Below are 14,765 nucleotides of genomic sequence, written 5' to 3' on the forward strand. Positions count from 1 at the left end.
TATAAGGAAACGTGAATCGACATAATAACAAACTTTAATTATGAGTAATTCAGCGATGACCCTAGCATGAAACCCATAACAAGCCGAATAGCCACCGTAATACGCGGGTTAACGCATAGATATGTGGTGCGGCGGACTCAATAGCGGGGAATAAGCTGCAATGCTTACCGGCACGAAGCGTGGTTCTCGTCGGAATAAAGCAAGAACTATCATCGAAACGCGGGGTCGGGGGATTTGCGGAAAAGCATGAAAGCATCGACTTCGAGATTTCCCGAATAGCGAAGTTCTCGGGCCATAACGATAAGGCGGGACGCATCCAGCGCGGCGCGTAAGCCGGCTGCACTAAATAAATAGTGGAGACAAGGCTCATGGACAATATCACCCAGCAATCGACGACGGGTATGTCATGGCGTAACCGATGGTCGCAATTGGTCATCGGCATGATATGCATGGCGCTGGTGGCGAATCTGCAATATGCGTGGACGTTATTCGTGGCTCCGATGCATGCGCGGCATAACTGGAGCGAGGCGTCGATCCAGCTCGCGTTCTCGATCTTCATTCTGACCGAGACGTGGCTCGTGCCGTTCGAGGGCTGGCTCGTCGATCGATTCGGGCCGCGCCCGGTGGTGGCAGGCGGCGCGCTATGCGCGGGTTTGTCCTGGATTCTCAATTCGTATGCAACGACGCTCGGCATGTTGTATTTCGCCGCGGTGATTGGGGGCATAGGCGCGGGCGGCGTGTACGGAACATGTGTCGGCAATGCGCTCAAATGGTTTCCCGACCGGCGCGGTCTCGCCGCTGGTTTGACGGCCGCGGGCTTTGGCGCGGGTGCGGCGCTGACGGTGATTCCGATTGCAAACATGATTACGCGCCGCGGCTATGAAGAGACGTTCCTGTTCTTCGGCATCGTGCAAGGCGTCAGCATTCTGCTGCTCGCGATGCTCCTGACGCGGCCGATCTTGCGTCAGGCAGGGGTACGCAAGAGCCGCTTCGCGGTGTCGAAAGTCGATTTCACGTCGCGACAGATGATCAAAACGCCAGTGTTCTGGGTGATCTACGCGTCCTTCGTCGCGGTCGCGGCGGGTGGTTTGATGGCGACCGCGCAGATCGGCCCGATCGCGAAAGACTGGGGCATAGCGCGCATTCCGATGTCGGTCTTCGGCGCGACGTTGCCGCTGCTGACTCTCACGCTGTCGATCGACAATATCTTCAACGGCTTGACGCGTCCGCTGTGCGGCTTCATCTCCGACAAGATCGGCCGTGAAAACACGATGTTCGTGATCTTCATCGGCGAAGGGCTCGCATTGCTCGGCATGATGCAGTTCGGCAGCAATCCGTATGCGTTCATGGCCTTTGCCGCGTTGATCTTCCTGTTCTGGGGCGAGATCTTCTCGATCTTCCCGGCGACTTGCGCGGATACGTTCGGCAGCAAGTATGCGGCCGCCAATGCAGGCACGTTGTACACCGCGAAGGGTACGGCCTCGTTGCTGGTGCCGATCGCGTCGGTACTCGCCGCGACGGGCGGCTGGAACCTCGTCTTCATCGTTTCCGCCATCATCACGATCGCAGCGGGCATTTCCGCGAAGTTCATCCTCGAGCCGATGCGCACGCGCTGGATCGAATCGCACGATGAACCTCAGGGCGCGCTGGCCGTCGCGGGTCATGGCAATGGCAATGCGTCGAGAATGAGTCACTGGCCGGAACAGTCCGGCGAATAACGTGAGCGTCGCGCGCCCGGAACCGACGCCATGAATGTTTCGTTGCAGCAGCTCAAGGTATTCGTCGCGGTCGCGCGCGAGCGCAGTTTCACGCGCGCGGCGCGCGAGTTCGATCTGACGCAGTCGGCCATCAGCCGTTGTGTGCGTGAACTGGAAGACGCGGTTGAATTGAAGCTGTTCGATCGCACGACACGCCAGGTCGAACTGACGAATGCGGGTGCGAGTCTCGAGAGAAGAATCGGCCGGCTGCTCGACGAAATCGAATTGACGCTGCTCGAAGAGCGCGCTGCTTACGACGGACACACGGGCGTCGTGTTATTCGCGAGTAATCCGGTGTTGTCGTCGGGCTGGGTGCCGCGGGCTTTGGCGCAGTGCGCGTCGGTTTATGCCGAACTCGTCGTGTCGGTCAAGGATCAGCCTCAATGCAGCGTAATGTCCAGTGTCGAGCAGGGTGAAGTGGATTTCGGCGCGGTCTGCGTGACCGCACCCGTCGATAGTCCTCTCTTACATGCTCAGGTACTTTTCACTACGCCACTGCATGCGGTGCTTCCATCCATACATCCGCTAGCCCAGAACGACAGCATCGAATGGCACGCGTTGCGCGATTGTCCGCTGATCACGCTGAATGCCGATACCGGCGTGCGTGCCGCGCTCGAACGCGTACTCGCCGCGAACGAATTGAAGCGCCGGCCGATGCAGGAACTCGGACACGTCGCGGCGGTAGCGCGCATGGTCGAATTGGGACTGGGTGTCGGCGTATTGCCTGTCGATGCGCATTGGCCTTCGCCGGGCGCTTCGTTGGTGAGTCGTCCGCTGGTTCCCGAAACGACATTGACGACGGTACTCATGCACCGCAGAAACCGCTCGCTTCGTCCCAATGCGGCTGCTGCGTGGGCGCAGTTCGTCGCATCGACGACCGGTCATGCGCGGATCGCGGACGAAGTGCCTGCCGCAGCCGCTGCCGCAACGCAAAGCTTCAGCTGGCAGTCCGTGCGGCAAAGCCTGTTGCCGGAACCTTAGATAAGGGCCGACCGAAAAGCTCGCGCGATGCGCGCCATTCGATCGATGCGCCGCCAGTCAGCCACATAACGTCCTACTCAAGGAGCTTCATGATGGATATCCAGTCCGACCTCAGGCAACATGATCTGTTGATCGACGGCAAGCGCATGCCGCCAGGCACCGGCGAATATTCCGTCGATATCAACCCCGCGACCGAAGATCCGATCGCGCTGGTCGCGCAAGGCAGCGCCGCCGACGTCGATGCCGCGGTGCGCGCGGCGCGCAGCGCTTTGAAGGTATGGAATTCGATTCGCGCCGCCGAACGCGGCCGGATCCTGCAACGGCTCGCGGGTCTGATGCGCGAGAACATGGAAGAACTCAGCGCGCTCGAAAGTCTCGACTGCGGCAAGCCGATTGCCGCGGTGATGCGTCAGGACGTGCCCGCCGCGATCGATACCGTCGAATACTACGCAGGCTGGTGCGACAAGATCAACGGCCAGGTGGTGCCGACGCGTCCCGATGCATTGACCTATACGCTGCGCGAACCGGTCGGCGTGGTCGCTGCAATCGTGCCGTGGAATTTTCCGCTGATGATCGGCATGTGGAAGATCGCGCCCGCGCTCGCATGCGGTTGCACGCTGATCGTCAAGCCTGCCGAGATCACGCCGCTCACCGCGTTGCGCATCGGCGAGCTGGCGCTCGAAGCGGGTGTGCCGCCGGGCGTGCTCAATATCGTCACCGGCAAGGGTAGTGTGGTGGGTGACGCGCTGGTGTCGCATCCCGGTATCGACAAGGTCACGTTCACCGGTTCGCCTTCGGTCGGACGAGGCATCCTGCAGGGCGCGGCGGGCAACTTCAAACGCGTGACGCTGGAGCTCGGCGGCAAGTCGGCCAACGTGATCTTTGCCGATGCGAATCTCGACAATGCGGTGCGCGCCGCGGCGTCGGGCGTGTTCTTCAATACGGGGCAAGTGTGCTCCGCTGGGTCGCGGATACTCGCGCATCGTGACGTGTATGACGAAGTGGTCGAGCGTCTGGCTACGCGCGCGAAGTCGATCAAGGTCGGCGATCCGTCGCTGCGCGAAACGTCGATGGGACCGCTGATTTCGGCCGCGCAGATGAAAACCGTGTTGAGCTATGTCGACACAGGTCGCTCGGAAGGCGCGTCGCTCGTGACGGGTGGCGCGCGCGTCGGCAATCGCGGCTTTTTCGTCGAGCCCACCGTGTTCGCGAATGTCGAGCACGAGATGCGCATTTCGCAGGAAGAAATCTTCGGGCCCGTGGCAAGCGTGATTCGGTTCGATGACGAAGCGGACGCGGTCCGCATCGCCAATGGCACATCGTATAGTCTCGCGGCCGGCGTATGGAGCGCTGACCTGAGCCGCGTGCATCGCGTGGCGCGCGACCTGAAGGCGGGCACGGTGTGGATCAATACTTACGGCTATACGGATGTGCGTTTGCCGTGGGGTGGTGCTGGCGATTCGGGCTTCGGTCGCGAGCATGGCGATGTCGCGATCGAGAACTTCACTGAACCGAAAGCGGTGTGGGTGGCGATCGATCAATAGCGGCGGATGTGAAAAAGGATCGGATGCATGGCATCCGATCCTTTCGGTCGTGGTGCAAAACGAAAAGGACTATCTGGTCAATTACCCTGTAAAGCCATCTTCTCGCGCAATTTGATCAGTGCGAGCACGACGTCGATGGTGGGTGTCGGTTCGGCAACGAGTCGGCCCATTTCCTGCACGACGGTCAGCAAAGGATCGATTTCCATCGGCCTGCGGTTCTCGAGATCGACGAGCGTCGACGTCTTGTGCGCACCGACCGCGCCCGCGCCATCAATACGCCTTTCCACGTCCACACGAAAGTGCACGCCGAACTGTTCCGCGATTCGCTTCGCTTCGAGCATCATCGTGCGTGAAACCGCCCGCGTGCCCGGGTCGCTCGTGAGGACATCGAGCGTTGCATGCGTCAATGCGCTAATCGGGTTGAAGCACAGGTTGCCCCACAGCTTGAGCCAGATCTCGTCGCGAATGTTGTCGCGAATCGGCGCTTCGAAGCCGGCTGCCTGCATGATCTCGTGCAATTGCTGAATGCGCGGGGTGCGTTCGCCACTCGGTTCGCCGATCGGGAACTTCTTGCCGTACACGTGTTTGATCACCCCCGGTTCGACGATTTCCGCCGCCGGATAGAGTACGCAGCCAATCGCGCGCTCGGGACCGAGCTTGGTCCACTGCGAACCGTCGGGGTCGACGCTCGCAAGGCGAGTACCGGCAAAGCGTCCGCCATGCTGATAGAAGTACCAATACGGAATGCCGTTGACGCCGGTAACGATCGCTGTGTGCTTGCCGAGCAGTGGCTGCATCGAATCGACCACGCCGGGCAGCGAATGCGCCTTCAGCGTGACGATGACGACGTCCTGAACGCCGAGTTCGCTTGGGTCTGAAGTACAGCGCACCGGCGCGCTGAATGTTTCGCCATCCATGATGAGGCGCGCGCCGTGCTCACGCATGGCCGCCAGATGCGGGCCGCGCGCAATGAAGCTGACGTCCGCGCCGGCGCGCGCCAATTGCACGCCCATTAAACCGCCAATCGCTCCCGCTCCGAAGATGCAGATCTTCATGATGTCGCTCCGTGACGATGAAAAAGCCGTTCGCCCAATGCCGCATTGCACCACTTCGCGGCCGGTCACGGTTCGAGCATAAGGTGGAGCAACGAAAGCCGATAGTTAAAGTTTCTCCGTCGATGTATTAGCTATTCGTTATGAAACGGCCTCACCTCAGGCACGCCGAACCAGCAGAAAACTCACGCCGATCGCAGCGAGAAAGCCGCCGCAGCAGCGATTGAACCAGCGGCGGATCTTCGCGCGCATCAGCCACTTGCCGAGATACATACCGGCCCACGAATACAGGGCGATCGCGACCCATTCGAGTACCAGGAAGCTCGCGCCGAGCGCGGCGAATTGCGGCAGTATCGGTTGCGCGACGTCGACGAATTGCGGCAGAAACGCGGTAAAAACCAGAATTGCCTTCGGATTGCCGGCCGCGACGAAGAACTCGTGCCGCGCAATACGCGTGAGCGCGGCTTCCTGGGGTTGCGATGTATCGATGGCGGGCGCGTCGCTGCGCCACAGCTGGACCGCGAGCCAGATCAGATAAGCGGCGCCCGCGAGTTTGATCGTCAGAAAGATCCACTCGGACGCATGCAGCACGACGGCGAGACCGGTCGCGGCGAGCGCCAGCATCATCGCGAAGGCGAGCAGCCGGCCGCTGCCGCCGACGAATGCCTTGATGAAGCCATGCCGTGCGGCGACGTTGATCGAAAGCAGGTTATTGGGCCCGGGTGCGAGGTTGATGGCAAAGCAGGCGGGCAAGAAGAATAGCCAGGCGGTAAGGGACATGACGGCTGCATTCCGAACGGGAGATCATGATGCATCGCGCGGAGGATCGCGCGCGATGCGTTACCGGGATTGTAGCGAAACCGCGCCGCGCTTCCGCCGGTCGGGTGTTCAGTTCACCGCCTTGATAAAGCCAGGGTCGCCGATCAATGTATCGACGCTGAGCTTGACCGTGTCTTCGATCGCGATCGTGTTGCTGGTGAATTTCGGCGACTTCTGCTTCACGGTGCGCGTGGTCGTGTACATGACTTTCTGGGTCGCCGCATCGACGACCACGTAGTGCATCTTCAGCGTCCACAGCGCCGGCGAGCGCTTATCGTCCACCGTGAAGGCTTCGATGCTGCCGCTGAGCACGCGCTTGTTGTCGTCGATACGGAAACCGGCCACTCGCAGACTGTTCGCGACGCCATTGCGCACGACCAGGCTGACCTCGTCCTTCAAGACGAGCCCGGTCATCCCGGTGTTTTCGATGCGGTTCGGGGAGACATGACCGTCGTGCGCGGGCAGATACGCGAAGTCGCTTGCAGGGGCGACGCTGAGCGAGCCCGTGCCGTGGGTCTTCGGGTGCGTCGCGCTGGCGCTGCTGTTCAGGCCGAACCATGACCACGAGCACGCGGACAACAGCGTGGGCAGCAGCACGGCGCCGCAGCCCTTGAGCACGACGGATCTCAACGGCGAACGCGCAGCAGCCATGCGGGAGAAAGCGGCGGTCGAAGTCAGAGGAGTTGCCCTTTTAAGTGGAGTCAGCCCGGTGAAGAACAGCATGGTAGCAGCGAACCTTGCGTCTGGCTGGCTAGCCCGGCCATCATAACGGGCCGCAATAGCGATGGACATCCGGACAACGCCCGAAGGGCGTTCGACCGCAGCCGCTCAGAAAAAGCCCGCCTTTCCCTGCGTGATATCGGTCAACGTTGCCTTGGCGCCGTCGAGCGCATTGACGGGCACGCGCATCGTCATCTTCACCAGCATGCCGTAGGCGCTGTCCACCAGTGCATAGCCTTCGGCGTCCATCCAACGACGGACTTTGGCTTCGTCGGCATAACTGACTTCGACGCCCAGCGAAACCTGGGCAATCCTCTCGACGCGCGGCGCGTCGAGCAGCGCGGACGCGATCGCATCGGTGTACGCCCGCACCAGACCGCCCGCGCCGAGCTTCACACCACCGTAATAGCGCACGACGGCCGCGAGCACGCCATCCAGATCGTGATGCCGCAGCACTTCGAGAATCGGCCGACCGGCGGTGCCGGACGGTTCGCCGTCGTCGGACATGCCGGATTGGCCGCCCGCGAGCAGCGCCCAGCACACATGCGTCGCGGCCGGATGTTCGTCGCGCAGACGCTGCAATTCGGCCATCGCGGCATCGCGATCGGCGACCGGGAGCGCATACGCGATGAAGCGGCTCTTGCGAATCTCGAGTTCCGCGCTCAGCGGCGCGGGCAGGGTATAGGTGGGCAAGGCGGAAACGTCGGTGGATGAAAGAAAGCATGCGGTACGCGCCGCGATGTCGGACATGGTAACGGATCGTCCACGCGAGCGAGGCGCCGAGGGCAGGTTCGCGGGTTCGACTACAATGGTCCGCTGAACGCGCGCCCATCATTTCGATGCTGCGCATCGCGAGGAGACGACATGCTTGACCTATCCACGTTGGGGACTTTCGTTGCCGTCGTGCTCGGGCTCTTTCTGATTCCTGGCCCGGCCGTGCTGCTGGTTTTGACGCGCACCATGCACGGTGGACGCAAGGCCGGCATTCTGACCGGTCTCGGCATCGCAGCCGGCGACTTCGTGCATACGCTGGGCGCCGCGGTTGGCCTCTCCGCGCTGCTGATGACGTCCGCGCTCGCGTTCAATGCGGTGAAATTCGTCGGTGCCGCGTATCTCGTCTATCTGGGCATTCGCGCGTTGCGCGAAAAGCAGGCGAGTGCGCATCTGCCGGTCGTCGCGCCGGTGTCGGGTTCGAAGGCGTTTTTGCAGGCGATTCCCGCCGAAGTGCTGAACCCGAAGACCGCGCTGTTTTTCCTCGCGTTTCTGCCGCAATTCGTACGGCCCGAGCATGGCTCGACGTTCCTGCAGTTCGCGACGCTCGGGCTGATTTTCGTTGCCATGAGCGCGCTTTACACGACGCTGATCGTCCTGACGATGCGGCCATTGGGCAAACTCGTGAAGCGTTTGACGTGGTTGACGCGCTGGCAGAACAAGCTCATCGGCGTGCTGTTCATTTCGCTTGGCCTGCGCGTGGCGGTGCAAACACGCTGAGGGTCGATGCGCGACTGGCACGCGCGATTCAGGAGACCGCGATGAATGAAGGCTCAACCTCGACGGCGCGCGCGCTCGAGTTCTGGTTCGACTTCGGCAGCAACTACAGCTATCTGAGCATGATGCGGGTCGAAGCGTTGGCGGCCGCGCGCAACGTGACGATCGTCTGGCGGCCGTTTCTGCTCGGCCCGGTATTTCGCCAGCTTGGGTTCGAGAACTCGCCCTTCGTATTGCAGAAAGAAAAAGGCGCATACGTGTGGAAAGACATGGAGCGTCAATGCCGCAAATACGGCCTTGCGCTCACGCGTCCCAGCACGTTTCCGCGCGCGGCGCTTCTCGCGATGCGCATCGCGCTGCTGGGTGCGAACGAGGCGTGGATCGGCGCCTGGTGCCGCCAGATCATGCAGTTGAATTTCGTCGGCGACCGCGACATCGGCTCGATCGACGTCGTCAGCGAAGCGCTCGACTCGCTTGGCTTACCCGTGCAGAGCGTGATCGACGCCGCGCAAAGCGACGCGAACAAGCTCCGTTTGCGCGAGCAGACCGAACGGGCCATCAGCAAGGGCATCTTCGGTGCGCCGACGTTTTTTGTCGGCGGCGAGATGTTCTGGGGAAATGACAGGCTGGAGGACGCGTTGGACTACTGCGACACGATCGCGGCGCGCCAATGAACGTCGAACGGAGCGCTCAATCAGCCTGCTGACAGAAGCGCCGGCCCGGGACATGAGAGACCACGGCCTGAGCGATTTCGAGTGGAGTACTTTCGGCGGGAACGACGCGGCGGCTCGATTCGGGCTCGTGCTTCATCGTCCATTCGACGAGGCGGTATGAACGGCCCCAAGGCTGTTGCAGCGGATCGGAGACCTTGCAGGAATGAATCTGGCGAGTCCATTGATGGCCGGGCATCGCACGCAGGTGTTCGACTACCATCTCTTCAACCATGATTTACCTCCTTCTTCTTGTGCGCGGGACCATGCTCGGCCGCGTTGTCGGCACCCTTCAAGAAAAAACGCCGCCGATGTTCTGGCGGCTCAACAGGGGATGAAGTACATACTTGCAGCGAACAATTAAGCGAAACTTAAGAACCGCAATCATTACGCAAACGGATCTCGCAGCGTGTAAGCGAGTGCAAGCGAATGCAAACGAGCGTTGACAACGGCGGGCGCGCACGCCCGCATGCCGGCCGACGCGTCGCGAGCCTGCCCTCAAGACCCCGGCGGATCGGCCGTTATCAGTAGAGTTGGGGCGTCGACCCCGTTCGCCTTCAGGGCCGCCTTGCCGATACCGTGACGAAACTCGCCCAAACGCCGCTTTCCGAGCGCCTTCGCTCGCTCGTCGACACCGTGCAGCACAACGAGCGCACGTTGCGGCGCTTCCAGAACGTCGAGTTGCATTTGATCGGCGCGCAGGATTTCGCGTCGTTTCTCGATACCTTGTTCAGCCATCTGCCGCGCGAGTTCGCTCTCGCGAACGTGGTGCTGTGGCTCGACGACCGCGCGCCGATGCTGCTCGAACTGCTCGAGCCGGACAATCTGCAAGCGCTCGACCATGCACAGCTGAAGACCTCGCGCGAGGGTGGTCTCATCGCGCGGTCTTTGTGCGAGGACGATCGGCCGTGGCTCGGCCGCCCTGACGAGCTCGACGGCGACGCGCGCCGCGCGTTCTTTGGCGCCGTGCCGGCCCAAGTGCCGGCCAGCGCGATCCTGCTGCCGCTCGCCGCGGGCAAGAACGTCAGCGGCTATCTATGCCTCGGCAGCGACGACCCCGCGCGCTTCGGCGCGGGCATGGCCACCGACATCCTGGAGCGCTTCGCGAGCATCGTCACCGCGAGTCTCGACAACGTCGCGCATCGCGAGCGGCTCAAGCAACTCGGCATGACCGATGCGCTGACCGGCCTCGCGAATCGCCGCTATTTCGACGAGCGGCTGCGCGAGGAGTTGATGCGCGCGGTCCGTTATCGCGCGCCGGTCGCGTGTCTGTTCATCGATATCGACGGTTTCAAACGCATCAACGATAGCCACGGCCATCAGATCGGCGACCGCGCGCTCGCGGCGGTGGCGGCCTGCGTGCGACAGCAGGTGCGCCTTGGCGACACCGTCGCGCGCTATGGCGGCGAGGAGTTCGCCGCGCTGCTGCAAGGCGATCGCAGCGACGCGCTGGCCGTCGCCGAGCGCGTGCGGCGGGCAGTCGAGAATCTCGACGTGCGCGACGTGCACGGCGAGCGCATCGCGTTGTCGGTGTCGATCGGCGTGGCCGCGCGCGTGGTCGCGGGCAGCCCGGCCGACGCGATGTCGCTCGGTCAGACGATGATGGACGAGGCCGATCGCGCGATGTATCAGGCCAAGCGCAACGGCCGCAATCGCATCGAGACGCACGCCGATGCGCTCGATGAGCAGGGCTGATCGAGCGGCGCCAACACCAACACTAACTGCGCGTCACACTCCGGCCGCATCCGGCGGCACCCCGAGCAGCTGCAATGCGCCGCCCATCACACCGCTGAACACCGGTCCGGCGACCGTACCGCCATAGAACGCCCTGCCGGCCGGGTCGTCGATCATCACGGCGACGATCAGGTGCGGATCGCTCATCGGCGCCATACCGACGAACAGCGCGCGGTAGCGATTCGGCGCGTAGCCCGCGCCGATCTGCTTGCGCGCGGTGCCGGTCTTGCCTCCGACGCGATAACCCGCCACGCTCGCGGCGCGTCCGGTGCCGCCATCGCCCGTTGCCATTTCGAGCATGTTGCGGATCGCGCGCGCGGTGCCGGGTGTCGTGACCGGTTCGCTGCGAGCGGCGAACGACGTCGGCTCGTCCGCATCGCGCGGCTCGCGCAGCAGGCTCACGCGCCGCAGCGTGCCGTCGCCGGCATAGGCGGTGTAGACCTGCGCGATTTGCAGCAGCGATACCGACAGCCCGTAGCCATACGCCATCGTGGCCTGCTCGATCGGGCGCCAGCGGCCATATGGCCGCAGCTTGCCGGCGGCCACGCCGGGGAAGGGCAGCTCGGGCTTCATGCCGAGCCCGTATTGCTGGTACTTGGTCCAGATCGTTTCGGCCGGCAGGTTCAGCGCGAGTTTCGCGAGCGCGATATTGCTCGACTTCTGCACCGCCTCGGCGACTGTCATCGCGCCGTGATTCGACGTGTCGTGAATCACGGCCGGGCCGATCCGATACCAGCCTGGCGCGGTATCGATGATGCTTTGCGGCCGCACCTTGCCTTCGTCGATCGATAGCGCGACGACGAGCGGCTTAATCGTCGAGCCCGGCTCGAACGTGTCGATCACCGCGCGGTTGCGCAGTTGCCGGCCGGACAGGTGCGTGCGGTCGTTCGGATCGAAGCTCGGGTAGTTGGCGAGCGCGAGGATCTCGCCGTTGCGCGCATCGAGCACGACCACGCTGCCCGCTTCGGCGCGGTGCTGCGCGATCGCGGCTTTGAGTTGCGTGTACGCGAGTTGCTGGATGCGCCGGTCGATCGTCAGCTGGATGGTCGCGCCGTTGCGCGCGGGCACGAGCGGCCGCGTCTCCGAGATCACGCGGCCGAGCCGGTCGCGAATCACCTCGCGCTGGCCCGGCACACCTTGCAGCTGCGCGTTGGCGGCGAGCTCGACGCCTTCCTGGCCGTTGTCCTCGATGTCGGTAAAGCCGACCACGTGCGCGGCCGACTCGCCCTCGGGATAAAAGCGTTTGGTGTCGGCGACCTGCGTGATGCCGGCGAGCCCGAGTCGGGACAGATGCTCGGCGGTGTCGGCATCGAGCTGGCGCTTGAGCAGCACGAAGCTGCGCTCGCGGTTCAGACGCCTGCGCAGTTCCGCGGGCGGCAGATCGAGCAGCCTGGCGAGCGGCGCGAACGCGCTTTCGTCGACGAGCTTCGGCGTGGCCCAGATTTCGTACGTCGCGAGACTGACCGCGAGCATCGAACCATTGCGATCGACGATCCGGCCGCGCGTCGCGTCGAGTTCGAGCAGGCGCTGATAGCGCTTCTGCCCCTGGTCGACGTAGAAGTCCTGATTCACGACCTGCACCCAGAACGCACGGGCGGCGAGCGTCGCGAACGCGGCGAACACGAGCAGCACGATGAACTTCGAGCGCCACGCGGGCAGCCGGGCGTCGAGCAGCGGGTTCTTCGCGGCTAACGCATAGGGATCGGGCGACGGAGGTTTTTTCTGGCGGATCATGGCGGCGGGCAGCGGACGTTACGTACCTTCGATTGAACAGGGCCGCCAAAACCACGTGGCCTGGCGGCAAGGACTTTCGCTGGGCCGAGTGTAAACAAAACGTAATTCAAATGCGAGGAATGTGAAAGACGAAGTGATTGTCTTCGAGCAACCGCTAGCCGGGCCGAAGCTCAAAAACGAAAAGCCGCGCGGACTTGCAAAATCCGCGCGGCTGATTCGTTCGATTGATGCGTCGACTCCGACGCGGCGTGTTGATGAGGCGCTCCCTGCCTGTGGAGCGCCTTCTTTTTATGCGCGCCCGTCGCGGGCGCGGCGCAGAAGCGTCAAGCCGGCAACGCGAAACTCGCAATCGCGTCGCGCAACACGCCGACCTGGTCCTTCAGCGAATGCGCGGCGGCCGCGGCCTCTTCGACCAGTGCCGCATTCTGCTGCGTGACCTGGTCCATCTCGCCGACCGCGCGATTGACCTGCTCGATGCCCGCGCTCTGCTCGCGCGACGCGTGGCTGATCTCTTCGAGAATTTCGTTGACGCGCCGCACCGACTGCACGATCTCGCCCATCGTCGCGCCCGCGTTGGCGACCAGCGACGCGCCGGTCTCGACGGTATCGGTCGAGGTTTCGATCAGCGCCTTGATCTCCTTGGCGGCCGTCGCCGAGCGCTGCGCGAGGCTGCGCACTTCGGCCGCGACCACCGCGAAGCCGCGGCCCTGTTCGCCGGCGCGGGCCGCTTCGACGGCCGCGTTCAGCGCGAGGATATTGGTCTGGAACGCAATGCCGTCGATCACGCCGATGATGTCGCCGATCTGCCGCGAGCTTGCGGTAATCTCGCCCATCGTGCGCACCACGTCGTCGACCACGCGGCTGCCGCGCGTCGCGACGTTCGCGGCGTCGCTCGCGAGTTGCGCGGCCTGGCTCGCGCTGTCCGCGTTCTGCTTCACGTTGACCGTCATCTGATCCATGCTCGACGCGGTTTGCACGAGCGCCGCCGCCTGCTCCTCGGTGCGCTGCGACAGGTTGGTGTTGCCCGCGGCGATTTCGTTCGCGCCGACGTTGATGTTCTCGGTGCCCTGGCGCACGCGCGAGACCGTGTCGACGAGTCCTGCCTGCATCGTGCGCAGCGCATGCAGCAGGCTGCTGTTGTCGTGCGGCGCGATCGACACCGGCGTCGCGAGATTGCCTTGCGCCATCAGCCGCGCATGCTTGACCGCCGCTTCGAGTTCGCCGCCGAGCGAGCGGCGGATGCTGCGCAGCACGATGAGCATCACGACCGTGGAGAGCGCGCCGAGTGCGACCGTGATCGCCAGCCAGCGCAGCAGGTTGCGGTAGAACGCGCTTTGCACGTCGTCCATATACATGCCGGTCACGAGGTACCAGTCCCATGGCGCGAAGTGCATCGAGTAGCTGGTCTTCGCAACGGGCTGTTCGCTGCCCGGTTTGGCCCACAGATAGTCGACGAAGCCGCCGCCGTCGTGATTGCCTGCGTTGACGATATCGACGAACAGATGATTGCCGGCCGGATCGGCGAACTGTGCGAGGTTCTTGCCGATCAGTTCGGGCTTGAACGGATGCATCAGCATGACCGGCTGAGAGTCGTTGATGGACAGGTAGCCGTCCTTGCCGTAGCGCATCGCGCCGAGCGTCGCGAGCGCCTGTTTTTTCGCGTCGTCCTCGGACAGCGCATGCTGCTGCGCGAGCGCGTAGTAATGGGCGGTGACGTGGTTGGCCTCTTCGATCAGCGAGCGCAATTGCTCGCGTCGGTCCGAGATCATCGACGCGCGGTTCTGCCACGCGCCGAACGCGCCGATCAGGATCAGGCCAACCCACAGCACGGCGATCATCGACGTCAGTTTTCGGTTCAGAGTCATAGCGAGGGGAATGGGATTTCTGGCCTTAGGGTCTAGTGGTTTGCGGTCGGATGCCGCTCGCTGTGTTAACGGCGGGAAATGGTGTTGGTCGAGGCAGGGGAAACCCGCTGTTTACATCGCCATTCATCTGATTGATAAGCGGATTTATTGAGCGTTTTAGCGGCGCTGGTATGCGCGCAATTCGAAAAAAAGGCATTTGCGAAGTATTCGCGAATCTGAATTGACTGGCGATTTGCGATAAAGCGCAGGGCATTGAAAAATGCGCACGAAAATCGACATAAAAACGGCCAGCACGAAGGGCCGAATAAACCGCCGAGCCAAACCCTGCAAGGTTCGCATCAACATTCCACAAAACGCCAAT

Annotated in this window: 13 protein-coding genes; 6 read left to right on the top strand and 7 right to left on the bottom strand. The window is 63.0% G+C overall.

Annotation, left to right across the window (positions count from 1 at the left end; genetic code table 11):
* Positions 1 to 368: 368 nt before the first annotated feature.
* From oxlT to G5S42_RS16085, 3 genes are all read left to right on the top strand, one after another.
* Entirely contained in the window at positions 369 to 1,718 is a 1,350-nt protein-coding gene (oxlT, locus tag G5S42_RS16075; protein ID WP_176107658.1) for an oxalate/formate MFS antiporter, read from the top strand.
* Positions 1,719 to 1,748: 30 nt separating this feature from the next.
* Positions 1,749 to 2,738: a LysR family transcriptional regulator gene (locus G5S42_RS16080; protein ID WP_176107659.1), complete on the top strand. Its 990-nt coding sequence runs from the start codon at positions 1,749 to 1,751 to the stop codon at positions 2,736 to 2,738.
* 92 nt (positions 2,739 to 2,830) lie between these two features.
* Entirely contained in the window at positions 2,831 to 4,282 is a 1,452-nt protein-coding gene (locus G5S42_RS16085; protein ID WP_176107660.1) for an aldehyde dehydrogenase family protein, read from the top strand.
* A 77-nt stretch (positions 4,283 to 4,359) separates the two neighbouring features.
* Here the strand turns inward: G5S42_RS16085 and G5S42_RS16090 are convergent, their stop codons facing one another.
* The 4 genes from G5S42_RS16090 to G5S42_RS16105 form a co-directional block, all read right to left on the bottom strand.
* Positions 4,360 to 5,337: a 2-dehydropantoate 2-reductase gene (locus G5S42_RS16090; RefSeq protein WP_176107661.1), complete on the bottom strand. Its 978-nt coding sequence runs from the start codon at positions 5,335 to 5,337 to the stop codon at positions 4,360 to 4,362.
* A gap of 156 nt (positions 5,338 to 5,493) precedes the next feature.
* A complete protein-coding gene (locus G5S42_RS16095; protein ID WP_176107662.1) occupies positions 5,494 to 6,114 on the bottom strand; it encodes a LysE family translocator in 621 nt (206 codons plus the stop codon).
* Positions 6,115 to 6,222: 108 nt separating this feature from the next.
* Positions 6,223 to 6,804 carry a hypothetical protein gene (locus tag G5S42_RS16100; RefSeq protein WP_176107663.1) on the bottom strand — a complete coding sequence of 194 codons (582 nt, stop codon included), beginning with the start codon at positions 6,802 to 6,804 and terminating at the stop codon, positions 6,223 to 6,225.
* A gap of 177 nt (positions 6,805 to 6,981) precedes the next feature.
* Positions 6,982 to 7,566, bottom strand: a complete 585-nt coding sequence (locus tag G5S42_RS16105) for an IMPACT family protein (protein WP_512884442.1) — start codon at positions 7,564 to 7,566, stop codon at positions 6,982 to 6,984.
* Positions 7,567 to 7,737: 171 nt separating this feature from the next.
* Here G5S42_RS16105 and G5S42_RS16110 point away from each other — a divergent pair, with 171 nt between their 5' ends.
* Together G5S42_RS16110 and G5S42_RS16115 are read left to right on the top strand one after the other, a co-directional pair.
* Positions 7,738 to 8,364 carry a LysE family translocator gene (locus G5S42_RS16110; RefSeq protein ID WP_013091224.1) on the top strand — a complete coding sequence of 209 codons (627 nt, stop codon included), beginning with the start codon at positions 7,738 to 7,740 and terminating at the stop codon, positions 8,362 to 8,364.
* Positions 8,365 to 8,405: 41 nt separating this feature from the next.
* The gene (locus G5S42_RS16115) at positions 8,406 to 9,035 is read left to right on the top strand and encodes a 2-hydroxychromene-2-carboxylate isomerase (protein WP_176107665.1); all 630 of its coding nucleotides are present in this window, start codon (positions 8,406 to 8,408) and stop codon (positions 9,033 to 9,035) included.
* Between the two features lie 16 nt (positions 9,036 to 9,051).
* Here the strand turns inward: G5S42_RS16115 and G5S42_RS16120 are convergent, their stop codons facing one another.
* Positions 9,052 to 9,306 carry a DUF2866 domain-containing protein gene (locus G5S42_RS16120; protein WP_013091226.1) on the bottom strand — a complete coding sequence of 85 codons (255 nt, stop codon included), beginning with the start codon at positions 9,304 to 9,306 and terminating at the stop codon, positions 9,052 to 9,054.
* Between the two features lie 344 nt (positions 9,307 to 9,650).
* Here G5S42_RS16120 and G5S42_RS16125 point away from each other — a divergent pair, with 344 nt between their 5' ends.
* Positions 9,651 to 10,766, top strand: coding sequence for a GGDEF domain-containing protein (locus G5S42_RS16125; RefSeq protein WP_176107666.1), 1,116 nt, complete (start codon positions 9,651 to 9,653; stop codon positions 10,764 to 10,766).
* A gap of 33 nt (positions 10,767 to 10,799) precedes the next feature.
* On the opposite strand, the gene G5S42_RS16130 is transcribed toward G5S42_RS16125, so the two are convergent.
* Positions 10,800 to 12,539, bottom strand: a complete 1,740-nt coding sequence (locus G5S42_RS16130) for a peptidoglycan D,D-transpeptidase FtsI family protein (RefSeq protein ID WP_176107667.1) — start codon at positions 12,537 to 12,539, stop codon at positions 10,800 to 10,802.
* A 323-nt stretch (positions 12,540 to 12,862) separates the two neighbouring features.
* Entirely contained in the window at positions 12,863 to 14,404 is a 1,542-nt protein-coding gene (locus tag G5S42_RS16135; protein ID WP_176107668.1) for a methyl-accepting chemotaxis protein, read from the bottom strand.
* Between the last annotated feature and the right edge of the window lie 361 nt (positions 14,405 to 14,765).

This window comes from Paraburkholderia youngii (genome assembly GCF_013366925.1).
Classification (GTDB): domain Bacteria; phylum Pseudomonadota; class Gammaproteobacteria; order Burkholderiales; family Burkholderiaceae; genus Paraburkholderia; species Paraburkholderia youngii.